This is a genomic window from Prochlorococcus marinus XMU1408 (assembly GCF_003208055.1).
Classification (GTDB): domain Bacteria; phylum Cyanobacteriota; class Cyanobacteriia; order PCC-6307; family Cyanobiaceae; genus Prochlorococcus_B; species Prochlorococcus_B marinus_A.
Map to the genome: position 1 here is coordinate 12,440 of NZ_QJUE01000006.1, position 22,819 is coordinate 35,258.

General features: G+C 37.7%; 34 protein-coding genes and 1 tRNA gene. 9 read left to right on the forward strand and 26 right to left on the reverse strand.

The annotated features are described in order from the left end of the window. Positions 1–33 precede the first annotated feature (33 nt). From rpsM to rplC, 22 genes are all read right to left on the reverse strand, one after another. Positions 34–399, reverse strand: coding sequence for a 30S ribosomal protein S13 (gene rpsM, locus DNJ73_RS08515; protein WP_158467290.1), 366 nt, complete (start codon positions 397–399; stop codon positions 34–36). A gap of 111 nt (positions 400–510) precedes the next feature. Continuing rightward, on the reverse strand, positions 511–627 hold the full coding sequence (gene rpmJ / locus DNJ73_RS08520) for a 50S ribosomal protein L36 (RefSeq protein WP_011295453.1): 117 nt from the start codon (positions 625–627) through the stop codon (positions 511–513). 43 nt (positions 628–670) lie between these two features. Continuing rightward, positions 671–1,219, reverse strand: coding sequence for an adenylate kinase (locus DNJ73_RS08525; RefSeq protein ID WP_158467291.1), 549 nt, complete (start codon positions 1,217–1,219; stop codon positions 671–673). A gap of 21 nt (positions 1,220–1,240) precedes the next feature. After that, positions 1,241–2,560 (reverse strand): preprotein translocase subunit SecY, encoded by a 1,320-nt coding sequence (gene secY, locus DNJ73_RS08530; RefSeq protein ID WP_158467292.1) that lies wholly within the window; start codon positions 2,558–2,560, stop codon positions 1,241–1,243. Between the two features lie 60 nt (positions 2,561–2,620). Beyond that, positions 2,621–3,073: a 50S ribosomal protein L15 gene (gene rplO, locus DNJ73_RS08535; RefSeq protein WP_158467293.1), complete on the reverse strand. Its 453-nt coding sequence runs from the start codon at positions 3,071–3,073 to the stop codon at positions 2,621–2,623. Between the two features lie 6 nt (positions 3,074–3,079). Continuing rightward, positions 3,080–3,703, reverse strand: coding sequence for a 30S ribosomal protein S5 (rpsE, locus tag DNJ73_RS08540; protein ID WP_158467294.1), 624 nt, complete (start codon positions 3,701–3,703; stop codon positions 3,080–3,082). Between the two features lie 14 nt (positions 3,704–3,717). Then, positions 3,718–4,086: a 50S ribosomal protein L18 gene (rplR, locus tag DNJ73_RS08545; protein ID WP_158467295.1), complete on the reverse strand. Its 369-nt coding sequence runs from the start codon at positions 4,084–4,086 to the stop codon at positions 3,718–3,720. A gap of 32 nt (positions 4,087–4,118) precedes the next feature. Beyond that, on the reverse strand, positions 4,119–4,658 hold the full coding sequence (gene rplF / locus DNJ73_RS08550; RefSeq protein ID WP_158467296.1) for a 50S ribosomal protein L6: 540 nt from the start codon (positions 4,656–4,658) through the stop codon (positions 4,119–4,121). Between the two features lie 18 nt (positions 4,659–4,676). Continuing rightward, positions 4,677–5,078 carry a 30S ribosomal protein S8 gene (rpsH, locus tag DNJ73_RS08555; RefSeq protein WP_158467297.1) on the reverse strand — a complete coding sequence of 134 codons (402 nt, stop codon included), beginning with the start codon at positions 5,076–5,078 and terminating at the stop codon, positions 4,677–4,679. 19 nt (positions 5,079–5,097) lie between these two features. Then, positions 5,098–5,637, reverse strand: a complete 540-nt coding sequence (gene rplE / locus DNJ73_RS08560; RefSeq protein ID WP_158467298.1) for a 50S ribosomal protein L5 — start codon at positions 5,635–5,637, stop codon at positions 5,098–5,100. A 92-nt stretch (positions 5,638–5,729) separates the two neighbouring features. Continuing rightward, on the reverse strand, positions 5,730–6,041 hold the full coding sequence (gene rplX, locus DNJ73_RS08565; protein WP_158467405.1) for a 50S ribosomal protein L24: 312 nt from the start codon (positions 6,039–6,041) through the stop codon (positions 5,730–5,732). 47 nt (positions 6,042–6,088) lie between these two features. Next, positions 6,089–6,454, reverse strand: coding sequence for a 50S ribosomal protein L14 (gene rplN / locus DNJ73_RS08570; protein ID WP_158467299.1), 366 nt, complete (start codon positions 6,452–6,454; stop codon positions 6,089–6,091). Continuing rightward, positions 6,451–6,717 carry a 30S ribosomal protein S17 gene (gene rpsQ / locus DNJ73_RS08575; protein ID WP_158467406.1) on the reverse strand — a complete coding sequence of 89 codons (267 nt, stop codon included), beginning with the start codon at positions 6,715–6,717 and terminating at the stop codon, positions 6,451–6,453. Before rpsQ ends, rplN begins: the two co-directional genes overlap by 4 nt. Before the next feature lie 10 nt (positions 6,718–6,727). Beyond that, positions 6,728–6,940 (reverse strand): 50S ribosomal protein L29, encoded by a 213-nt coding sequence (rpmC, locus tag DNJ73_RS08580; RefSeq protein WP_158467300.1) that lies wholly within the window; start codon positions 6,938–6,940, stop codon positions 6,728–6,730. Then, a complete protein-coding gene (gene rplP, locus DNJ73_RS08585; RefSeq protein ID WP_158467301.1) occupies positions 6,937–7,422 on the reverse strand; it encodes a 50S ribosomal protein L16 in 486 nt (161 codons plus the stop codon). The genes rpmC and rplP overlap by 4 nt, the downstream gene beginning before the upstream one ends. Before the next feature lie 12 nt (positions 7,423–7,434). Further along, positions 7,435–8,169: a 30S ribosomal protein S3 gene (gene rpsC, locus DNJ73_RS08590; RefSeq protein WP_158467302.1), complete on the reverse strand. Its 735-nt coding sequence runs from the start codon at positions 8,167–8,169 to the stop codon at positions 7,435–7,437. Continuing rightward, the gene (gene rplV / locus DNJ73_RS08595; protein WP_158467303.1) at positions 8,169–8,549 is read right to left on the reverse strand and encodes a 50S ribosomal protein L22; all 381 of its coding nucleotides are present in this window, start codon (positions 8,547–8,549) and stop codon (positions 8,169–8,171) included. Before rplV ends, rpsC begins: the two co-directional genes overlap by 1 nt. 2 nt (positions 8,550–8,551) lie before the next feature. Next, a complete protein-coding gene (gene rpsS, locus DNJ73_RS08600; protein WP_158467304.1) occupies positions 8,552–8,827 on the reverse strand; it encodes a 30S ribosomal protein S19 in 276 nt (91 codons plus the stop codon). 35 nt (positions 8,828–8,862) lie between these two features. After that, positions 8,863–9,726, reverse strand: a complete 864-nt coding sequence (rplB, locus tag DNJ73_RS08605; RefSeq protein ID WP_158467305.1) for a 50S ribosomal protein L2 — start codon at positions 9,724–9,726, stop codon at positions 8,863–8,865. Between the two features lie 4 nt (positions 9,727–9,730). Next, on the reverse strand, positions 9,731–10,042 hold the full coding sequence (locus tag DNJ73_RS08610; protein ID WP_158467306.1) for a 50S ribosomal protein L23: 312 nt from the start codon (positions 10,040–10,042) through the stop codon (positions 9,731–9,733). Next, the gene (gene rplD, locus DNJ73_RS08615; RefSeq protein ID WP_158467407.1) at positions 10,035–10,670 is read right to left on the reverse strand and encodes a 50S ribosomal protein L4; all 636 of its coding nucleotides are present in this window, start codon (positions 10,668–10,670) and stop codon (positions 10,035–10,037) included. The genes DNJ73_RS08610 and rplD overlap by 8 nt, the downstream gene beginning before the upstream one ends. Next, positions 10,670–11,326, reverse strand: coding sequence for a 50S ribosomal protein L3 (rplC, locus tag DNJ73_RS08620; RefSeq protein ID WP_158467307.1), 657 nt, complete (start codon positions 11,324–11,326; stop codon positions 10,670–10,672). Before rplC ends, rplD begins: the two co-directional genes overlap by 1 nt. 365 nt (positions 11,327–11,691) lie before the next feature. Here rplC and DNJ73_RS08625 point away from each other — a divergent pair, with 365 nt between their 5' ends. From DNJ73_RS08625 to recA, 5 genes are all read left to right on the forward strand, one after another. After that, positions 11,692–12,156, forward strand: a complete 465-nt coding sequence (locus DNJ73_RS08625) for an NAD(P)H-quinone oxidoreductase subunit N (protein WP_158467408.1) — start codon at positions 11,692–11,694, stop codon at positions 12,154–12,156. A 12-nt stretch (positions 12,157–12,168) separates the two neighbouring features. Further along, positions 12,169–13,191: an LdpA C-terminal domain-containing domain gene (locus DNJ73_RS08630; RefSeq protein ID WP_158467308.1), complete on the forward strand. Its 1,023-nt coding sequence runs from the start codon at positions 12,169–12,171 to the stop codon at positions 13,189–13,191. 181 nt (positions 13,192–13,372) lie between these two features. Continuing rightward, a tRNA-Gln gene (locus DNJ73_RS08635) sits at positions 13,373–13,444 on the forward strand. Positions 13,445–13,457: 13 nt separating this feature from the next. Next, a complete protein-coding gene (locus tag DNJ73_RS08640; RefSeq protein WP_158467309.1) occupies positions 13,458–14,237 on the forward strand; it encodes an HAD family hydrolase in 780 nt (259 codons plus the stop codon). A 116-nt stretch (positions 14,238–14,353) separates the two neighbouring features. Beyond that, a complete protein-coding gene (gene recA, locus DNJ73_RS08645) occupies positions 14,354–15,487 on the forward strand; it encodes a recombinase RecA (protein WP_158467310.1) in 1,134 nt (377 codons plus the stop codon). Between the two features lie 29 nt (positions 15,488–15,516). Here the strand turns inward: recA and DNJ73_RS08650 are convergent, their stop codons facing one another. Both DNJ73_RS08650 and DNJ73_RS08655 read right to left on the reverse strand, forming a co-directional pair. Beyond that, positions 15,517–15,753, reverse strand: coding sequence for a DUF2839 domain-containing protein (locus DNJ73_RS08650; RefSeq protein WP_158467311.1), 237 nt, complete (start codon positions 15,751–15,753; stop codon positions 15,517–15,519). Positions 15,754–15,791: 38 nt separating this feature from the next. Continuing rightward, positions 15,792–17,240 (reverse strand): helicase, encoded by a 1,449-nt coding sequence (locus DNJ73_RS08655; RefSeq protein ID WP_158467312.1) that lies wholly within the window; start codon positions 17,238–17,240, stop codon positions 15,792–15,794. A gap of 72 nt (positions 17,241–17,312) precedes the next feature. Here DNJ73_RS08655 and DNJ73_RS08660 point away from each other — a divergent pair, with 72 nt between their 5' ends. Beyond that, on the forward strand, positions 17,313–18,176 hold the full coding sequence (locus DNJ73_RS08660) for a prephenate/arogenate dehydrogenase (protein ID WP_158467313.1): 864 nt from the start codon (positions 17,313–17,315) through the stop codon (positions 18,174–18,176). A gap of 4 nt (positions 18,177–18,180) precedes the next feature. Here the strand turns inward: DNJ73_RS08660 and crtD are convergent, their stop codons facing one another. Continuing rightward, positions 18,181–19,698: a C-3',4' desaturase CrtD gene (gene crtD / locus DNJ73_RS08665; RefSeq protein ID WP_158467314.1), complete on the reverse strand. Its 1,518-nt coding sequence runs from the start codon at positions 19,696–19,698 to the stop codon at positions 18,181–18,183. Between the two features lie 26 nt (positions 19,699–19,724). Between crtD and DNJ73_RS08670 the strand changes: the two genes are divergently transcribed. Beyond that, on the forward strand, positions 19,725–20,612 hold the full coding sequence (locus tag DNJ73_RS08670) for a fructosamine kinase family protein (protein ID WP_158467315.1): 888 nt from the start codon (positions 19,725–19,727) through the stop codon (positions 20,610–20,612). Between the two features lie 34 nt (positions 20,613–20,646). Here the strand turns inward: DNJ73_RS08670 and DNJ73_RS08675 are convergent, their stop codons facing one another. Then, positions 20,647–21,009 (reverse strand): CAAD domain-containing protein, encoded by a 363-nt coding sequence (locus DNJ73_RS08675; RefSeq protein WP_158467316.1) that lies wholly within the window; start codon positions 21,007–21,009, stop codon positions 20,647–20,649. A gap of 123 nt (positions 21,010–21,132) precedes the next feature. Here DNJ73_RS08675 and DNJ73_RS08680 point away from each other — a divergent pair, with 123 nt between their 5' ends. Both DNJ73_RS08680 and moeB read left to right on the forward strand, forming a co-directional pair. Continuing rightward, positions 21,133–21,645 carry a M67 family metallopeptidase gene (locus tag DNJ73_RS08680; RefSeq protein ID WP_158467317.1) on the forward strand — a complete coding sequence of 171 codons (513 nt, stop codon included), beginning with the start codon at positions 21,133–21,135 and terminating at the stop codon, positions 21,643–21,645. Positions 21,646–21,668: 23 nt separating this feature from the next. Then, positions 21,669–22,817, forward strand: a complete 1,149-nt coding sequence (gene moeB, locus DNJ73_RS08685; RefSeq protein WP_158467318.1) for a molybdopterin-synthase adenylyltransferase MoeB — start codon at positions 21,669–21,671, stop codon at positions 22,815–22,817. The last annotated feature ends 2 nt before the right edge of the window (positions 22,818–22,819 follow it).

Consider the following 22,819-nt stretch of genomic DNA (forward strand, 5'->3'; position numbering starts at 1 on the left):
AATTTACCAAGTGGTAACAGGATAATTAAGAAATTATTTCTTTCTTCCTGCAACAGTTTTTCTTGCTCCTCTTCGAGTTCGAGCATTTGTTCTGGTTCGTTGTCCACGAACAGGCAAACTCATTCTATGTCTACGCCCACGAACACATCCTATGTCTTGAAGTCGTTTGAGTGCCATTCCTTCTTGACGTCTCAAATCTCCCTCAAGAGTGAATTCTTCAGTAACAGCTCTAAGCTTCTGAACATCACTATCTTCTAGATCCTTTACACGTATATCAGGATTAACTCCTGATTTTTCGAGGATACTCTTGGCTCTGGTTAAGCCAATACCATAGATGTAAGTTAGGGCAACTTCGACCCGCTTTTCGCGTGGTATGTCGATGCCTACAATCCGTGCCACTTAAGAATAATTCGAAGGGGAACAATGAAAGTCATCATAATTTAAAGATGACTTTATTTAAGAAGTAAACGAAAATAATTAATCGATAAAGACTTCTTAAAACTTCAGGGATCAGCCCTGACGCTGTTTATTTCGAGGCCTTTTCTTGTTGATCACATAGATCCGGCCTCTGCGCCTTACGATCTGGTCGTCAGGACTAATTTTTTTAACTGAGGATCTAACCTTCATTGGTGAGACTCTCCAATTTCCAAACTATTACTGTACTACATCGTCAGCCTAAAGCTTTCTCGATACATGAAAACACAACATCTATGTCAGCATTACCATTAATCCCCTCCAGAATTCCTTGCTTGGTATACAAATCAATTAGAGGAGAGGTTTTTTCTCTGTAGATTTTAAGCCTATTGATTATGACTTGTTCGTTATCATCCTGCCTTCCTCTTTCTAATAGCCTTTTAATCAAATAATCGTCGGCGGTTTTTATTAATATTACAGCCTCTAGAGGTTGATTAATTTTTTCTAAAAGTTTTTCTAACGAACTTGCTTGATTGACATTTCTAGGGAAGCCATCAAGCAACCAACCTTTTTTAGTATTCAACAACCTTCCCTCAACAATTGAGAGAACTAAATCATCACTTACTAATTCTCCTTTGTTCATAATCTCCGCAGCTTTAATACCTAAAACTGATCCAGAGGAGACCTCATCTCTAAGTAAATCTCCAGTTGAAAGATGATCTAGTCCATACTTCTTGCAATAAAGATTGGCTTGGGTACCTTTACCTGCGCCAGGCGGACCAAGAAATAGTAATTTATTTTTCATTTAAAAATCATACTAAAGATTTTATTGACGAACTAATCCCTCATATCTTTGTGAAATTACATAAGTCTGAACTTGCTTGGAGGTATCAATTGCAACTCCTACCAAAATCAATAATGAAGTTGCACCAAGCCCTTGAAAGGTTTGAACATTAGTTGCTCTCTCTACTGCAGCAGGGACAATTGCTACTGAACCGAGAAATAAACCACCAAGTAAAGTTAGACGGTTTTGAACACCTGAAAGATAATTAGAAGTAGAACTACCAGGCCTTACGCCTGGAATTGCAACACCGCCTTTTTTTAAATTAGAGGCAATATCTATTGGATTAATTGTTAAAGAAGCGTAAAAATAAGCGAATCCCAATATCAATGCAAAAAATGTAATTGCATATGGCCATGGGTTCGATGAGCCAGGATTCAATGAGCTAGCAGCCTTAATAAGTAATGGGTTTTGAGTGAAATTCGCAATTGTTATTGGCAGAAAAATCAATGCTGAGGCAAAAATTATTGGCATAACCCCACCAGCATTTAACTTTAGAGGTAAATAACTTTGCCTACTTGGTAAAAGAGCTGTGCCTCCCATTTGACTTTTTGCACTTACTATTGGGATTCTTCTCGCACCTTCTTGAACAAAAATAATGCCAACAATAGTAATCAAAAAAACTATTAGTAAAATTATTATGCCTAGAACATCTGCTCGATCTCCAGTTTGAGCTTTTTCAATCGTAGAACTAAGTGCCTTTGGTAAAGTTGCAACAATGTTCAAGAAAATAACCAAAGAAGCTCCTTGTCCTATTCCTTTTTCAGTAATAATCTCACTAAGCCACATAACTATCATCGATCCAGTAACTAATGCTAGGGATGTTTGTACAACAAATTCAGTTTCGCCAAGTCCTTCTACTGAATATTGTCTAAGAATTAAAGCAAAAACTGTACTTTGAACTAATCCCCATCCTAAAGCGACATATCGAGTGATTTGAGCAATTTTTCTTCTTCCTGCCTCACCTTCATTTTTCTGTAAATCTTCTAATTGAGGTAAAGACGCAGTTAGCAACTGAATAATGATTGAAGCATTGATGAATGGAAGAATACCCAGTGCAAAAATACCCAAAGTTGAAATTCCACCGCCTGTAAAAATATCAAGGAATCCAATTAATTGTCCCCCCTGATCAATAAAAGATTTAAAAGCCTCTCTATCTATTCCTGGCATAGGAATGTAAATTCCTAATCGAACAATTAATAAAAGCCCAAGGGTTGTAATTACTCTTCCCCTAAGCTCTTCGTTACTAAAAAGCTGAGTAATTACTTCGCCTGCGCTTGGGTTACGGCCACGACTTATTAACATTTAAGAATGAAAATTTGTTTAAAACTAATGTATGAAAACTATATTTTCAAGGCTAAGAACTTAGGAGAATAGCTCGCATGTTCCTCCTACTTCCTCTATTTTCTTTTTGGCAGTTTCTGTGAAAGCTGCTGCTTGAACAGTAAGTTTGACTTCTAACTTACCGTTTCCGAGAATTTTCAGTGGATTTTTTGGCTTCGTAAGAATACCCTGCTTAACCAACAAATCAAGATTAACGACTGTGCCTTCTTTTAACGAATTTAAACTAGAAACATTAAGTACAGAAAAATTTTTCTGATTCACTATTGGAAAATGCTTTAATTTTGGAACTCGCCTGTATAAAGGCATCTGCCCTCCCTCAAAGCCAGGCCTAGTAGGTCTTCCTGAGCGAGATTTTTGTCCTCTCATCCCAAAGCCACAACTAGCACCCTGACCAGCAGCGATACCTCGACCTTTACGCATTTTTTTACGTCTAGATCCTGTATTTGGCTGAAGTGATTCCAATTTAATAGTCATGATTTTTTAAGAATAAATCTGCTCAAGTGAAATACCACGCTCTCTTGCAGTGGCTTTATGAGTGCGCAATTCACTCAGCGCAACCATTGCAGCACGAGCATTATTTAGAGGGGTCTTACTACCTAATCTCTTTGCAAGTACGTTTTTTATTCCAGCCAACTCTAAAACAGTACGGATTGAACCACCCGCAATTACTCCTGTTCCTGGAGCCGCAGGACGAATCAGTACACTTGCAGCACCATCTCTTCCATTTGAGAGTGTAGGGATAGAGCTATTTCGTGTTAAAGGAACACGAACTAAATGTTTTTTTCCATCAGCTACACCTTTCCTTACGGCACCAATTACATCTCCAGCTTTTCCTACTCCAACGCCAACTTGCCCTTTTTCATTGCCTACAACAACTATCGCCCTAAAACTCATTTTTTTTCCACCTTTAACTGTCTTTGATACCCTTCTGATTTGAACAACACGTTCTTGCCACTCAGAGTCTCTTTCCTGTCCTCTTCTTTCTCTCCTGCCACCACGTTTTTCGCCTCTGTTGCGACGATTTTCCTGTCTACCATCAGCAGAGGGTGCATCTGATGATCCAGAAGTTTTTTTATTTTGGGACTGGTTTTTAGTGTCTGTCATTATTAAAGCAATGATTAAAAGTTCAAGCCTGCCACTCTGGCAGCTTCGGCTAGAGCTTTAACCCTGCCATGATAGATGTTTCCACCTCTGTCAAAGATAACTTGTTTGATGCCTTTTGATAAAGCTTTTTTTGCAACAAGTTCTCCTACTGCTGTAGAGGCATCACAACTACCAGCATTAACTTTTAGAGAAGCTTTCAAATCTTTATCAAGGGTTGATGCAGCACATATGGTGTTTTGAGCATCATCATCAATTATTTGAGCATATATATGGTTGTTGGAACGAAAAACAGCAAGCCTTGGTCGAGCTTCTGTTCCACTTAAGTGCCTTCTCAAGCGTTTATGACGTTTTTGAGTCTGTTGTTTTCTAGAAAGTTTTGACATGACAAAAAATTTTTTAAAAAAGATAATGAAAATTAAGCTTTGCCAGATTTACCAGCTTTTCTGATTATCTGTTCTCCTTCATATTTGATTCCTTTACCTTTGTAAGGCTCTGGAGGCCTTATCGCTCTTATTTTTGCAGCTTCATTACCAACTAGTTCTTTATCGGGACCTGTAACAGAAACATTTGTATTGTTTTCAACTTTAAAAGTTATACCTTCTGGAGGAACAACCTCAACTGGATGACTATACCCAGCACTAACAACAAGTGTTTTCCCTTTTACTTGCGCTCTAGAACCAACCCCAACAATCTCAAGTTTTTTTGTAAAGCCATTACTTACTCCCTCAATCATGTTTGCTACTAATGATCTGCATAATCCATGCATTTCTCTGGACTTTCTCTTTTCATTGAGAGGGGAAACCACAATGGAATTATCGTTTTTACTTATGCTCACTCCATCAGGAAGGATTCTCTGCAATTGACCATTGGGTCCTTTTACAGTGATTAATAGACCTTCGATTTTTACATCTACCTTTTCAGGAAGGGAGATTGGTTTTTTTCCAGTACGAGACATAATTAAGTACCTAATCAATCAACAGACATAGCAGAGGACTTCTCCTCCAACACCTTGTTTTCGGGCATCACGATCACTCATGACTCCTTTAGAGGTGGAAATTATTGCAACTCCAAGACCTCCTAAAACTTTTGGTAATCCTCGAGTATTTTTATAAATCCTCAAACCTGGCTTACTCACTCGCTGCATTGAACGAATAATTGGTGAGCGATGCTTACCGGTATATTTCAATCCAAGAATGAGCTGCTTTCTAAAGCCTTCTCCTTCTTCATTGATCTCTGCTATGAACCCCTCTCGCTGAAGAACCTTAGCGATGCTAAGAGACATTCTTGAGGCTGGGACTTTTGTTTGTTCATGACGTTTTTCACTTGCATTTCGAATGCGAGTGAGCATGTCTGAAATTGGATCGTGGTTGGACATAGTATTTAGCTAATCAAACTCATTTTTTACGGAAAGGCATTCCCATTTCACTAAGGAGAGCCTTGCCTTGTTCATCGGTAGAAGCACTGGTCACAATAGTGATATCCATGCCTCTAATTGTGTCGACTTTGTCAAAAGTAACCTCAGGGAAAATAAGTTGTTCTTTGACTCCAATGGTGTAATTTCCTCGCCCGTCAAAGCTTTTTGGACTCACACCACGAAAATCTCTGATCCTTGGAAGTGCCAAATTAATGAACCTCTCCAAGAACGCGTACATACGATCACCTCTAAGTGTAACTGCACAACCTATTGGCATTCCTTGTCGAATCTTAAAAGTGGCGATTGCTTTCTTTGCTCTCGTTACAAGAGCTTTTTGACCTGAAATAGTAGCCATTTCAGCTAGAGAAGCTTCTAAAGATTTTGAATTCTGTGCAGCTTCACCAAGTCCTCTATTTAAGGTGACCTTTTGCACTTTGGGAACTTGATGAATATTTGTCAGACCAAGATCTTTTAAAAGTTTTGGTCTGATTGTCTCTCGGTAGCGGGTTTTTAATGACATGGCTTAAAAAAATTAATTCTGGTCTTGGTCAGAATTGAATTAGGAAAAGAAAGTCTGCTTTAGTTAATTCAGACAAAGGAATAGTGAATTAATTAATCAATTAATTCTCCAGTCTTCTTTAATCGTCGTTTCTTTGATCCGTCTTTATCTACAAAAATTTCAACCTTGCTAGCAACTTTTTCTTTACTTGAGTAGATCATTACATTTGAAGCATGTAAAGAAGTTTCTTTTGTCTCAATTCGACCAGTTTCTCCTTCCTGTGATGGCTTTACATGCTTTGTAATTTGATTAATTCCCTTCACTACAACTCTATTTTCATAAGGGAGGATTTGAAGAACTTCTCCTGTTTTTCCCTTATCCTTACCAGAAATGATCTGAACTGTATCTCCTTTGCGAATCTTCATTTTGATACGACCAGAAGAAACTTTACTTTTGTTAATTGCTGGCATGACTAAATAACCTCCGGAGCTAAAGAGACAATTTTCGTAAAATTACGTTCTCTTAATTCTCGAGCTACAGGACCAAATACCCTTGTCCCTCTTGGGTTTTGATCATCATTTATAAGAACAGCAGCATTATCATCAAATCGAATTGAATTTCCAGTATCTCTTCTCATTGTTGCTCTAGTGCGAACCACAACAGCTTTGACTACATCAGATTTTTTGACCCCCATATTTGGCATCGCATCTTTAACAGAAGCAACAATAACATCGCCAACATGGGCATAACGACGATTAGAACCTAATACCCTAATACATTGCAAACGCTTGGCACCACTGTTGTCTGCGACAGTGAGGAATGTTTCTTGCTGAATCATTTGACTGCCTCCTTGGATTTCATACCCTTAACAAGAACTTCAGTCACAGTCCATCTTTTTTGAGCGCTCATGGGAGGAGACTCTTTAATTCGAACTCTATCTCCAACTTTGCAATGATTTTCAGCATCATGAGCTTTATATCGAGTAGTTCGACTAATGATTTTTTGGTAGATAGGATGTGGAAATCGATTTTCCACTGCAACTACAACTGTTTTTTGCATTTTGTCACTGACAACAGTGCCGACCATTTCCTTAAGTGCCATAACTAAAAAATCAAGATGATGTATTTGAGCGGCTTCGCTCATTAGAAACCGTTAAAAGCTGAGCCAACTCGATTCGTGCCTCTTTAAAACGGTGAGTTTTCACTAGCTGTCTAGTAGCCTGCTTAAATCGAAGATCAAAAAGTTCTTTTCGAAGATTTTCAATCTTTTCTGATATATCGGAATCAGAGAGATTCCTTACATCTTCCGTAGTTGTTTTGCTCATGATGATGACTCCGAATCATCTGCTGAAACTTGCGTTTTAGCAGGTTTATAATTTCCCTTATTGAGATCTTCCTCTAGGGAAATAAATTTTGTTTTTACTGGCAACTTGTATTGAGCAAGACGCATTGCCTCTTTTGCAATTTCCTCTGTAATCTCATCCCCACCCATTTCAAACAATATTCGACCTGGCTTAACAACTGCAACCCAAAATTCTGGATTACCTTTACCAGATCCCATTCTTGTTTCAGCGGGCCTCATAGTTACCGGCTTATCAGGGAAAATACGAATCCAGATCTGTCCTCCCCTTTTTACATAACGAGTCATTGCTCGTCTACTAGCCTCGATTTGCCTTGAGGTAACCCACCCACAGTCTTGTGCCTGCAATGCAAACTGACCAAAAGCGATTTTGTTGCCTCTAGTAGCAACGCCGCGCATACGGCCTCTTTGTTGTTTGCGAAATTTAGTTCTTTTGGGACTAAGCATGATTAAACCTCCTTATTTGCCTTCATTGGATCGATCCTCAAATTGTTGAGGTCTTCGGTTCGACCTATTTCGCCTAGGTGAAGAACCAACAGGTAAAGGCTGTTCTTCTTTAGGAAGAACTTCACCTTTAAAAACCCATACTTTGATTCCTAAGACTCCATAAGTTGTACTAGCAACTTTGGTTGCATAGTCGATTTCTGCTCTCAAAGTATGCAGAGGGACTCTTCCCTCTCGTGTCCATTCAGAACGTGCAATTTCAGCTCCATTCAATCTTCCACCAACTTGTATTTTCAAACCTAAAACACCTGCTCTTTGTGCTCTTTGAACAGCCATTCGAATTGTTCGTCTGAATGCAACACGCTTTTCTAATTGTTGAGCAATATATTCTGCAAGTAAAAAAGCATCAGCATCAACTTTTTCTACTTCAACAACATTTATTCGTACTTGCCTATTCCTATCTCCAATTGTTTTTTGAATACCAGACCTGAGTTCTTCGATACCACTGCCTTGTCTTCCAACAATTACTCCAGGCCGAGCAGTTTTTAATTCGACCTCAAGTTGATCTGCTTTTCGAGCAATCAATACATCACTTATCCCGGCCGCACCATACTTTTTCTTGATAAAAGTACGAATACGGTCATCTTCTTGCAGTAGCAAAGGATAAGTTTTACTAGGTGCGTACCATTTAGAACGATGCTCTTGGGTGATACCAAGCCTGATTCCAGTTGGATGAATTTTATGTCCCATCAGTCTGAACCCTCAGAAGTGATTGATTGATTGGCCGAAACAGAAATGCTGATATGACATGTCTGCTTTTTGATAGCAAATGCTCTACCTTGAGCCCTAGGTCTGTAGCGTTTCATTGGGGGTCCCATATCAGCCGTAGCAGTGGTAATAACCAGAGAAGAAGGATCTAAACCAAGGTTGTGTTCTGCATTAGCAACAGCAGATCTCAATACCTTCGTTATTGGCTCCGTTGATCTATAAGGCATAAATTCAAGCATGATTAATGCATCTCTGTAAGTTCTTCCTCTAATTTGATCAAGAACACGTCGTACTTTTGAAGCAGATCCTCGAATGTAACGACCATGAGCTTGGGCTGCAGTTTTGGTAGGTGAAATAGTCATGATTAACGTGCTCCTTTTTTATCTCTAATGTGACCTTTATAGGTTCGAGTTGGAGCAAACTCACCTAACTTGTGTCCAACCATTTGCTCTGTTATGAAAACAGGTATATGGCTCTTCCCATTATGAACAGCAATAGTATGGCCAATCATCATTGGCAAAATTGTTGAAGCTCTGGACCAGGTTTTGATGACAGTTTTATCTTCATTTGAGTTTTGCTTCTCGATTTTACGAAGCAAACTATCTGAAATAAAAGGCCCTTTTTTGAGTGAACGTCCCATAACGATTTAAAAGAATTGATAAAGAGAGATAGAAATCATGAATCGCGACCTCCTCTACTACGTTTAGAAACTCGACGACGTTTTCGGAGAACGTACTTATTACTCGGCTTATTCTTCTTCCTGGTTTTTAAACCAAGAGCAGCTTTACCCCAAGGAGTCACAGGACCAGCACGACCAACTGGGGCCTTGCCCTCGCCTCCTCCATGTGGGTGATCACATGGATTCATAACACTTCCTCTAACTTGAGGGCGTCTGCCAAGCCATCTTCTCCTTCCAGCTTTCCCAAGGCTTGTATTTCTAATTTCAGAATTACCAACCTCTCCAAGGGTCGCATAGCATTCTTTTCTGACTAAACGAACCTCTGTTGAGGGTAATTTCAATGCAACATAATCTCCTTCTTTAGCCATGACCTGGGCACTAGCTCCAGCTGTGCGAACCATTTGTCCCCCTCGACCGGGATACAACTCAACACAATGAACACTGGATCCTAAAGGCATTGAAGAAAGTGGTAAAGCATTACCAGTTTCAATTGGTGCATCTGGACCTGAAATAACTTCTTGGCCAACACTTATACCAGCAGGTGCAAGAATATACCTCTTCTCACCATCTGAATAGAAGAGAAGTGCAAGTCTTGCATTGCGATGAGGGTCATAATGAATTGCTGCGACCTTTGCAGAAACACCGTGCTTGTTTCGACGAAAATCAACAATTCTATATAACCTTTTATGTCCTCCACCTCTATGCCGACAAGTAATTATGCCTCTGTTATTGCGTCCTTTTTTGCGATGTTTAGATACTACAAGTGAACGCTCAGGCTTACTAGATGTAACTTCACTAAAATCAGTTACAACTCTTGTCCTAGTACCTGGAGTATAGGGTTTGAAACTTCTTATAGCCATTGTTTTAAGCCTCCTCAGATTCTGGGAACAACTGGATGGAGTTGCCTTCTGCTAGACGAACAACAGCCTTCTTCACTTGTGGCCTCTTGCCAGAAAACCTACCAACTCTTCTACTTTTTCTAGGGGGATTCATGGTACTAATACCAAGAACCTTTACATCAAACATTTTTTCAATAGCAGCTTTAATATCTGGCTTAGCTGCTCTTGGATCGACTTCAAAGGTGTACTGATTTAAATCCAAAGCTTTTGTCGCCTTCTCTGTTATCAAAGGACGCTTAATCACATCAGTAAGTCGTTGATCAAAAAATTTAGTCATTACCGTAGACCTCCTTAATTGTTGATAATGCGTCTTCACCTATTACCAATGAATTAGCATTGAGAAGATCAAACACATTTAATTGATCAGCAGAAATAAGCTTGATTTTCTCCAAGTTTCTGATTGAACGCTTAATAATATCTGAAGGTTGATTCAGAATGATTAAAACTTTTCCATCAGAATCAATTCCTACTCGCTTGAGTAGTGAAACGATTTCACTGGTTTTAGGAACTTCTAGTTTTAAACCAAAGTCTTTAATTATTTTTGCATCTGAAATTCTGCTCATAAGAGCAGTTCTCAGAGCAAGTCTACGTTCCTTCCTATTCATTTCCAAATTATATTTCCTGGGCTTAGGACCAAATACGATTCCACCTCCTGGACGAAGAGGGGTTCTAATTGAACCTTGTCTAGCTCTACCAGTCCCTTTTTGTTTGTAGGGTTTGCGACCACCGCCTCGAACCTCTGATCTAGTCAAAGTGCTTGCAGTTCCCTGACGGCTGTGAGCTTGCTGACGCAACACAGCTCGATGTAATAGATCTACTGCCGTAGATTCCTTGGCAGTTTTCAAGTCAATTGATAATTCGCCAGATTCTTTACCTTGCCAATCAAGAACAGTACAGTTAGCCATCATTTACCTCCTTGTTGGGTAGAGACGCCAACTTTTTTGGCTGGTCTTATGTTTAGAAGAGATCCAGGCTTCCCTGGAACAGATCCTTTTACTACCAAAAGATTGTGATTAATATCTATCTTAAGAATTTCAAGGCCTCTAGTAGTTACTTTTTTACCACCAAAACGACCCGCCATTCTCTTGCCTGGGTAAACACGACCTGGAGTTGTTCCAGCTCCTGTTGAACCAGGTAATCGATGATTCTTTGAACCGTGGCTCATAGGACCTCGACTAAACCCATGTCGTTTTTGATAACCAGCAAATCCCCTACCCATAGTGTCGCCACTAACATCAACCTTCTGACCTTTTTCGAAATCATCTACAGTTATTGAAGCCCCAAGTTCAAATTCACTGGAATTTTCAACTCGGTATTCTCGAAGATGACGCAAAAGATCATCCCCTGATTTAGAAAGATGACCTTTTGAAGGCTTGTTGATTAGTTTTTCACGAATTAATTGAAAACCTATCTGTACAGCGGCATAACCATCTGTATCAGCAGACTTCAATTGAGTTATTCGACAGGGACCCGCTTCGATCAAAGTGACTGGAACGGCTCTGCCTTGATCATCGAAGAGTTGGGACATCCCCAACTTCTTACCTAAGATTCCTAAAGACATGAGTTAAATTAACGCCAGCGAAAGGTCAATCTGTATAAAGAAAGACTTGTAATCTGAATAAATCGCTTATCTAGCCAAAAAAGTTGAAATTAATTTAAATTCAATTTGTTTGGAAATGCTAGCGATAATAAGCTGGCTGAGACTTTTCTAAACTTTCTTAAAAGTTCAAATAGTATCTCGACAAAAGTAAATTAATTCTTCTGTACTGGCCAAAAAGACTAAACGCATACGCCTAGTCTGCTTAAGGTTCTAGAGGCTCGGCTAGCGGACGGGCTTAGAAAGCTTTAGCAACTTATAAGATTACACTATTAACGTCCATTTTGTGTGATGCTTCACATGAACAAGATAAAGAATTTGATTTAAGGATGCCTTTATTACTTTCTGGTCAGAAATTTCGCACTGATCTTGAATCATTTGGGTGTCTTGCCATCCTGACGCCATTAGAAGGAGGAGCAGAAACTCGTTTACTTCGAAGACTTAGAGCTAATGGATATCAGACTCAGATAACTTCCGCGAGGGGATTGGGTGACCCTGTTGTCTTTCTTAGCCAATTACATGGGATCAGGCCACCACATTTGGGACATCAAAATGTTGGGAGAAATGGTGCATTGGGTGAGGTACAACAAGTCATTCCACAATTAAATGAATTATTGGTAGAAAATAAAACCTTAGTCCTTTGGTTGTTAGAGGGCCAAGTCTTGTCAAAGTCTGAACTACTATCCATCAATAATCTTTGCCAAAAAGAACCACGCATAAAAATTGTTATTGAAATGGGAGGAGCTCGAAGTATTAAATGGCAACCATTAAATGAATTCATCAGTGAAAATTAAAGATTAATCCAGGTGATTACTAACAATTCGATTTGTAATTCTGAAGCTCTCAAAAAAGGTAACTGGGTCAAATTAATCTGCGGAGCTAGTAATCAAGATTTACCATCAATAGTTGATCTTTGCTCAATTTATGGAGCAGCAGGTGTTCATTGCATTGACCTTGCAGCAGACGAAGCAGTTATCAATGCAGCTCGCAATTCTATTGACTGGGTTTTTGAAACTTATGGGAAAAAGCCATGGCTGATGATTAGCTTGAGTGATGGACAAGATGCACATTTTCGAAAAGCTTGGTTTAACCCAGACTTGTGTCCTTCGAATTGCTTACGACCCTGTCAAAATATTTGTCCAGCTCTTGCGATAGGAAACGAGGGTGGTGTAAACACCAATAAATGTTATGGATGTGGACGATGTATTGATACATGCCCATTAGGAATCATTCAAGAAAAGGATCGAAGATTAACTCTGAAAGATTTCGCTCCATTGTTAACGACGATTAAACCAGATGCAGTAGAAATTCATACTGCTCCTGGAAGAGTCAAAGAGTTTGAAAAGACAATCAAGGAAATTTTCAAAGCAAATCTAAAGCTAAAGCGATTATCTGTTAGTTGCGGATTACAAGGGCATGGAATCAATCATGAAGAATTAGCTGAAGAACTTTGGCTTCGCCATAAATTCCTGAGAATTCATAATCAAAAACCTCTTTGGCAACTTGATGGACGGAGGATGAGTGGAGACCTAGGAGCAGGTGCGGCCAAAATCGCAGTAAAACTCTGGGAAAAGATACGCCCAATAGCCCCACCAGGACCTTTACAACTTGCTGGCGGTACTAATGAATCAACAATTAAGTACTTACCAGAGATTAATGGACCTGAAGGCGTTGCTTTTGGAGGTAAAGCAAGAAAAATAATTCAACCATGGTTAGAGGAGGCTCAACGAAAACGAATTAGTCTTAAAGATTGGCCAGAAGGCTGGGAAGCAGCTCTTTCAGAAGCAAAACGATTAGTAAATCCTTGGCTCATAAGAAAATCTTCATAATTGAATGTTCCTAACCAAATCAGTCATACGAAAGCATTAGTTAGGTTCTATCAAGAAGAAATTTTGGTATTAACTCAAAAAATCTTGATAAGGACATGACAGGATTGAATCAAATATGCAATTATCTAAGAGAAAGAATCCAAATCTGTGTCTATCCATTGCAAACATAGATCTGGAATAATGGGCCGTCGCCAAGTGGTAAGGCATCGGGTTTTGGTCTCGACATTCCTAGGTTCGAATCCTAGCGGCCCAGTTTTCAACTTTTAGTGATAGATAAACCGTTACTTATTCTTGATTTTGATGGTGTCATCGTTGACGGCATTAAGGAGTATTGGGCAAGTTCTAGTCAAACTTTTCTAAACATAATTTCTTCTCAAGAAAAAGAAATAATTTTTTTGCCGCATGAGATCCCTACAACTTTTAAGGCCATGAGACCCTGGGTTCACCATGGTTGGGAAATGGTTATCCTGGCTGCTGAATGTTCAGATAAAACCAGTCAAATCAACTTAAATGGGATTGAAAAGTTCTCAAAAAATTACTCAAAAGAATGCTCTTCTATACTGAATAGATGGGGTTGGACACCTTCTCAATTACAAGAAGCTTTAAATCAAACGCGACGAGAAGCGATATCAAATAATTTTGATCAATGGTTAAATTATCACCAACCTTTTGCTTCAGTAGTTCAACGGCTCCATCAACTTGAGAAAGAAAGTATTGAATTTGCTGTTTTAACTACAAAAAGTTTTGAGTTTACAAAAAAACTTTTGCATTCTTTCAGCCTTCAGCCCAAACTTATTTTTGGTCACGAGTCAGGCAGTAAAATCGATATCTTGAAGAAACTCTTACACAAAAGAGTAATCCGAGGATTTATTGAAGATCGGAGAAGCACCTTAGAAAAAGTCCTTGAAGATCCCCAGCTAAGATCTATCCCTTGTTATTTAGCAAGCTGGGGATACTTAAAACCCCACGATCGAAAGAATCTTCCTTCTGGTATTAAATTAATAGATCTAGAAATTTTAAGAGAACCCATTTCGAACTGGCCTTGACTAAATAGCGTACGTCTGTACTATCGGTGTAATTGATATTCGTTGAGAATTTGAGTATTTAATCATCAATCTCAATCAACATCTGTTGTTATCCATTTGAATTAAAGTTATTTGTCATGCCAAGCGAAGTCAAGCCATTCCAATCATCTGACTCTAAAAAAATAGAACCAAAATCTGGAGAGAAAGAAAAAGCATTGAGTTTGGTAGTTGGACAAATAGAACGCAACTTCGGGAAGGGGTCGATCATGCGTCTAGGGGATGCTTCAAAGATGCGAGTAGAAACGATATCGACGGGTGCTCTAACACTTGATTTAGCTCTTGGTGGCGGCTATCCCAAAGGACGTGTAGTAGAGATTTATGGTCCAGAAAGTTCTGGAAAAACAACGCTTACATTACATGCAATAGCAGAGATTCAACGGAATGGCGGAGTTGCTGCCTTTGTAGATGCAGAACATGCTCTTGATCCCGTCTATGCAGCCTCTCTCGGTGTTGATGTAGAGAATCTTCTCGTATCTCAACCAGATACAGGAGAGATGGCATTGGAAATCGTTGACCAACTTATTAGGTCTGCTGCAGTTGATCTAGTTGTTGTTGACTCAGTCGCTGCACTGACACCTCGTTCGGAGATAGAAGGGGAAATGGGTGATCATTCAGTAGGTGCCCAAGCCCGTCTAATGAGCCAAGCGATGAGAAAAATTACTGGAAATATTGGTAAATCTGGATGCACAGTCATTTTCTTAAATCAATTACGTCTAAAAATTGGTATTACATATGGGAATCCAGAAACAACAACTGGTGGAAATGCTCTTAAATTTTATGCCTCTGTAAGATTAGATATTCGTCGTATTCAAACATTAAAGAGAGGAACTGAAGAATATGGGATTCGTGCGAAAGTAAAAGTCGCAAAAAATAAAGTCGCACCCCCATTTCGAATAGCTGAATTTGATATCCTTTTCGGGAAAGGGATTAGTACTCTTGGTTGTCTTCTAGATTTAGCAGATGAAACTAATATCGTTACTCGTAAAGGGGCTTGGTATAGCTATGAAGGCGACAATATTGGGCAAGGAAGAGACAATACCATTACTTGGCTTGAACAAAATCCAGAATCAAAAGAAATCATTGAAAAGTTGGTAAAAGAAAAATTAACTGAAGGCTCAGAAGTAAGTGCTAATTCAATGCGTCCATTAGCTACTGCTGCGCGCAATACTTCATCGCGAGCAAATTTAGGCCAAGTTTCGGCAAACGGCTAAAGGGAAGAAATATAGATTACTTGAATTCATCAGATATCTGCAGGAACCCACCACCCTGCCGCAGGTCCAATAAAACGAACAACGATCCAAAGAACAACTAAAGCAGCAATACCTATCCATCCTGTACGAATACTTAATTGAATAAATTGATCTCTTTGTGCTTGAGTAACAGGGAACCAAGAGACAATGCGGGGTGACTGATTACTAGAGTTTTTTTTACCACGTGGTTTCAAACCTTGTTCAGATCTTCGACGAGCTTCTCCCATTATTAAAAAACAATATTTTTTAATCTAAGAGATTGATTTTAATAAGGCAATAAACGTTCCAAAATGACCCAAGGCTCAAGAGCTTCAAATATTAATTTTCCCCAACTTCTATTACGCATACGACCATCAAGTATGGCGACTCGAACATCTTTACCTCTAATGAATGCAACAGATTTGAGAAGGGTAGCAAGAGTTTCTGGCAGAAGGAAGTCTCGAAACCAGTTACGACCTTGCTGCTTCAGCATTTCAACTCTAGCAGCAATCCAAGGTGATTCTAAAGTAGGCAATGGAATTATAGGGAAAATCAATTGATCAGGAACAGGTAGATTGTGTTGATTAATAATCCACCAATTACAACTACAACAAATAATCCCATTAGTTTCAATATTAGTGGTTTCATGAACAACTCTCAATCCAAACTCTCCAGCCAATTCACTAGTTAGTTGAAGTCGTAGTTGTAGATCATCAACTAAAATAATGGTTGCATGAATACGACAAAGGATTAATCTTTGACATTGTCTTAAAATATACCGATAAAATTGAGATGTATTTGGTAGCGGTTGTCTTTTAGGTACAAATAAAGGAATGGGTTCTTGCTCAAGCCTATTCCCTAAATTCACCTTCAAAGTAAAAGAGATTTTCTTACTGTTTAAATCTAAAAAGAAAGAATCAGTATTGCCTGAATTAGTCAGAAGCAAAAGAGTGTTATTAGATAACAAACCTGAGAGAGTTTGCAAAGGAACCAAAGGTTGAATATGCCAATCCCAGCCGAGTGTTTTATTATCTAATTTTGCCCATGTGACCCATTCATTATTGACCACGTTAAAAGCTCTTTCCCAAGGTATTGCTAAAGGTAATTCATTTTTCAGAATTTCTTTTAAAGTTAAAATTTCTCTATTATCAATTCTGATGGCAGCATCAGTAGTAGCAGATTGACAGAAAAGTCGCCTACTTAAACGCTCATGAACTTCAATGATTGATTTTTCATAACTTGAATGAGAATCAATTAACTGCTCCCAATCTTTTGAAGTAATTTTAATCGACATCGACTCTCTAAGCTCATTAGCCATAAACTCAGATTCAGGAAAAATTAATTGGCGATTTTTTAATAAACCATTTTCATTTGCAAAAATAAGATCTTGATACCTAAGAATCCATATTTTTTTATCTGAGGGAATTAATTCTATTCCTTCTACATAATCGAAAACCAATCGACTAGATCTTAATTTTGGTAACTCAACTTCAAACAATTGTCGACATTGTTTCTCTGAAAGAATCAGCACAATATTATTGTTATGCAAACAAAGTGGAATCAAAAGACCCGGCCACCAAAAATTTCTACTATCACTTGTTAATTGAATAAAAGTATTGTCTTTACGGCTTAAACTTCTAGAAATCAATCTTGTTAGCGTCAAATTATGAGGCCATAGAACAACATTATTTTGATAGTATTTTTTTAAATGATTATGTGAATTCACTTCAAGCATTAGAAAACCCTTTATCAATAAATTCTTTTAATCATGTTGCCCTATCAATGAAGATATAGAACAATAATACTTATGGAGCTTAAATCAAAACCCTCAAAAAATATTGGAATTGTGGGATTGGGTCTAATTGGAGGGTCCTTAGGCTTAGATCTCCAAAAGCTTGGCTATACAGTGTATGGAGTTACTCATCGAGAAAAAACTGCAATAAAAGCAAGAGAACGAAAACTCGCCCAGATAGTAAGTACAGATCCAGATATATTAAAAGATTGTTCCGTTATATATATAGCTTTACCACTTGATCAACTCCTAAAGCCGTCATCAATTTTAATTAATGCCATTCCTAGAAATGCTGTTGTTACAGATGTTGGATCTGTAAAAGTTCCTATTTTAAATACCTGGAAGAGCTTACATCCGCGTTTTATAGCAAGTCATCCAATGACAGGAACAGAAGAATCTGGAGTTAATGCAGGTCAACACAATTTATTTAAAAATAAGCCATGGGTTGTAACTCCAGATAAAGAAACTGATCAGAAAGCACTCGAAATAATTCATCAAATTTCTCTGTCACTAGGCTGTAAATGGATAAGCGCTGAAGCTCAAATACATGATGAAGCTGTTAGCTTAATTTCACATTTACCCGTTCTTATTAGCGCGGCTTTGCTAAATACACTCTTTACCAATACAAACCCTTCTATATATTCACTTACAAAAAGTATTGCATCCAATGGGTTTGCGGATACATCTCGGGTAGGAGGGGGCAATCCAGCATTAGGAGTATCTATGGCAAAATTAAATAAGAAAAATTTAATGAAGAATTTATTATTCTATAGACATTCTCTAGATCTTTTTGAAAAATATTTACTTGAAGAGAATTGGAATGAACTCGAAAATATACTAATCAGAACGCAGGAAGGACGAAAAAATTTTATTTCATAAGCTACTATCTAAAGACAGGAATATTCAAATGTCTACCTTTACGTTCCATTAATTGTCTCACAACCATCATTGCTGATTGACTTACACCTGCTGTACCTTCACCAGGATATATTGAATCTCCACACAGCCATAACCCTTTAAGTGGGGTTCTACTTGGCAAGCCAAAAGGGCCGAATTGAGATGGATGTTGGCCGAGACCTCCGACTATGCCACCAGGACGTCCTGTCCATCTTTCAAAGCTTCGAGGCGTAGAAAGTTCTTTATGAGTCCAACTAGTTTCTCGTAAATCAAACTTGTTATTTAAAATAGCAATAATCTGCTTAGCTGCGATATTTTTTTTACTGATATAGGATTGACTCTCTAGATGAGACCATTGATCAATATCAACGAATATACTTGCAATTAAAGTAGCCATACCAATAGGCGCACGTTGATCATCTTCCATGCTTATAGAAATAAAGATAGAGCCAAAATGCTCATCAAATATTTGAATATGAGCTGGACAATTATCCGGCAAATCAGAACGGATTAGAGCTCCATAAAAGACAAGTGCACCACTTGGTTGTGGTAATTTATTTATACTTTCACGATATCCTTTCGACAAACCTCCATCAATGGGAATTAAATCTAAAAGAGATTGAGGAGGCAAGCTAAAAACAATATCTGTCGCATTTATCTGTATCAACTTATTTCTTCTATCAATGAGACTGACATCAAAAGTATTTGTATCTTTTTTACTGAATATACGAGTAACTCTATGGGCAATCAAAAGATTCCCACCATCTCTTAAAAAACTATTTTTCAATAGCTCGCTAAGGATTTGCATTGATCCATGAAGATGCCAAAGACCTCTAGGCGACTGAGCCATTTGAAGAACAGTTGCACCATATAATGCTGCAGTTCTACTTGCTGGCTCTTGAGAATAAAGTTTTAATTGAAGGTCAAGAAATCTTCGAAGACGTCTATCTCTATGGCAACCTGTGATTCTAAGCAAATCAGCAATAGTCAACTTGCTCAAAACACCTGTTAAAAGATTTGAAGGACGTATTGCTCTAATTAATTGACTTAAGTCCCAAAAATTTCTTACTGGAAGGATTGGATCTCTATCGACAAATTCCCAATTACTTTTGTGAATTTGAGAACATAGAAACCAAAAGGGATCACTTCCTGGAAACTGTTGTTGTCTCTCTTTCTCCCACCTTAATGGATCATGCCAAAGATTAATTGGCTCAGTCCCATCACCTAGAACAACCGAACATCCAGGATCTAAAATTGTTGCCTCTGGTATTGGAACATCTAAAAAATTAAATAAACGATGGTGAATACCTCCTTTCTCGAGACCTGCTACTTGCGTAGCTCCTACATCGAAAGTATATGGACCTCTTTGAAAAGTTCCGGCACAACCACCTAATTGAGTATGTGCTTCAATTAAAGTTACTGAATAGCCTTCTTTTGCTAGCAAAGCTGCACCTGTTAAGCCAGCTATACCTCCTCCAACAACAATGATAGATTCTTCAGACATAAAAAATTATCAGGTAAAATAAGTGAATGGAGGACTTAATAAAAAAGGCTCTCTCAAAATCAAATAAAATAAACGGAAACTCCTTAGTCGATAAGATAATTCCCGTAGGGGGGGGGTGTATTCATAAAGCTTGGTGCGTTCATTTCCAAAATGGGAAAAAAGTTTTTGCCAAATCAAATCATATAAACAATCTTAATATGTTTGAGTTCGAACGTGAGTGTCTTTTAGTCCTCACAAGATTTGCGAACGGATCTTATATTTGTGTTCCTAAGCCCCTTGATCTAATAATTGTTCAGAAGATATCTATACTTTTTCTAGAGTGGATTGATCTCAAACAATCTAAACAAAATTTACTAGGTAAAGGGTTAGCTCTACTGCATAAATCATCAACTGAAGAAAACAATAAAAACTTTGGATGGGAGAAAGAAGGCTTTATAGGTTCTAATCCCCAATCAAAAGGATGGGATAGTAATTGGGGAATGTTTTTTGTTAATTACCGACTGAGACCACAACTTATACAAGCCGCTAAATGGGGAGTAGAAATTGAAGAGCATGAAGATGTTTTAACATATTTAAGCTCATATCTAAATAATCATCGTCCACAAGCGTCGCTAGTGCATGGTGATCTTTGGTCAGGTAATTGTGGAAACACTAAAAATGGTTTAGGGAGTCTATTTGACCCTGCTAGTTACTGGGGAGACAGAGAAGTTGACATATCTATGACTAAATTATTTGGTGGTTTTAATAAAGAGTTTTATGAGGGATATGAGGAAATTTGGCCACTAGATAAATTTTCAAAAGATAGAACTTTGATCTACAATCTTTACCATTTGCTTAATCATGCAAATATTTTCGGTGGTTCTTACAAAGAAAACTCATTAAAAATATTAAAAGATCTAAGATCACGTCGTTAACGAAATCTTAGATCTTTTAATATTTTTAATAAATTTAACCTAAGTACTCTTTTTTCAGAGTCTGAACTTTATCAAATACAGCAGTTCTTTTTTCACTTGTTGTTAAGTTCTGCCAACTCCATTGACCTAACACTACAATTCCAAGAAGTTCTAGCAAACCGGGAAGAATTGGGAAGAAATTAACTGTATCAATTACAACCTTGATTAATACTTGAGCAAGAACAACCACAGCAATAATACCTGCTGCCTTGCCATACTTACCCATCTGAGTCCAATCAATCTTGCTCAAAGATTCATTAACTTTTCCCATCACATCACTGTAACGTTCCGAAAAGTTAACACCTTCAGTTTTCCCAGCCTTTGATTCATCTTTAGAATCAGGATTTACATCAGACATGAACACAAGCTACTAAGCAAATATGGACTGAGCGTATCGAATTAATTAAATAAATGCCATAGGCATAATAGAGATAAGTCCGAACCAAAATAGAGAGGATGCCGAATCAAATCATTTTTCCCAATGAAAATTCCAAATTATATTGAATTCCATAACAACACCAATAGTATTCTTTCTAGGTTTTTAAAGGCAGCAGAGCCCAAAGAAGGCTGCGCAATATTAATTGGTCAAAAAAAAAGCTCAGCAACAGATTACAAAAATAATTTTTGGGAGATAAAATATGTATGGAATTGTCGCAATATATGGGGGCAAGAAGAATCGAAATTAATCCATTTAAAGGCAAGGACAATACTTAATCAAAAAAATATACAACTTTCAAAAAATAATTACTTCGAAATAGACCCTAAAGATCAAATTGCAGCTCAAAAATGGGCAAGGAGAAATGAGCTAGAAGTTTTATGCTGTGCTCACTCACATCCATTGGGTAAAAATAGACCGTCAGAAATGGATTTATTCTGGCACAGATCTCCTGGTCTTATGGTTATCTCAAACAAGGATGGAAATTTAAAAGCATGGTGGATTAAAAATAAATTTAGCTTTCATAAAGTGAAAATTGAAATTTTTTCTTTAACCTAAATTAATCATTAAGGGTTTGATGAATGGATCATAACCAGAGTGAATCTAATTTAAGTTCTGATGAATTTTCTAGGTATGCAAGACATATAAGTCTTCCTGAAATAGGTATTAAAGGCCAAGAGAAACTTAAAACTAGTTCGGTTGCTTGCATAGGAACTGGAGGTCTAGGATCCCCTCTTTTAATTTATCTTGCCGCAGCAGGAATTGGAAATATCGGCATAGTTGATTTTGATGTCGTTGAATTATCAAATTTACAAAGACAAATTATTCATACAACACATTCGATAGGTATCCTAAAAACACTCTCTGCAAAAGAACAAATTCTCAAAATAAATCCTTCTTGCAAAGTCGATTTATTCAATGAAAAGTTAACAAGTAACAATGCCCTAGCTATACTTAAAAATTATGACGTAATATGTGATTGTTCAGACAACTTTCCAACTAGATATTTAATTAATGATGCTTGTCTGTTACTTAACAAACCAAGTATATATGGTTCAATTGCAAAATTCGAAGGCCAAGCAAGTGTATTTAATTTAAAAGCAGATAGCCCTAACTATAGAGATCTAATTCCTACACCCCCACCAAAAGAGCTAATACCCTCGTGCTCTGAGGCAGGAGTCATGGGAATTCTTCCAGGTATTATTGGTACAATCCAGGCAACTGAAGTAATAAAAATAATAACAAATATTGGTTTTCCACTTAATGGAAGAGTCTTAATATTTAATGCATTAACAATGAATTTTAAAGAGCTAAAATTGAGATCTAATCCAGAAAACAGAAATATCAGCCAACTAATAGATTACGAAAGTTATTGTTCGAATATTAAAGTTAAAAATGAGGTAAATTTTGATATAAAAAATATTTCGGCAACTGAATTAAAGTTACTGCTTAGTAAAGCATCACAAGAAATATTATTAATTGATGTTCGCAACCCAAATGAACATATTGAAGGTTCTATTTCTGGATCCAGACTAATACCTCTTAGTACAATTGAAAGTGGAGCCGCCATTAATGAAATGAAAAATCTTGCCGCACAAAAAAAACTTTATATATTTTGTAAAAGTGGGAAAAGATCATTGCGCGCAATAAAGCACTTAAAAAAATTTGGAATTACTGGTATTAATATTGAAGGAGGTATTGAAGCCTGGTATAAAGAAAAACTTAATTAAAA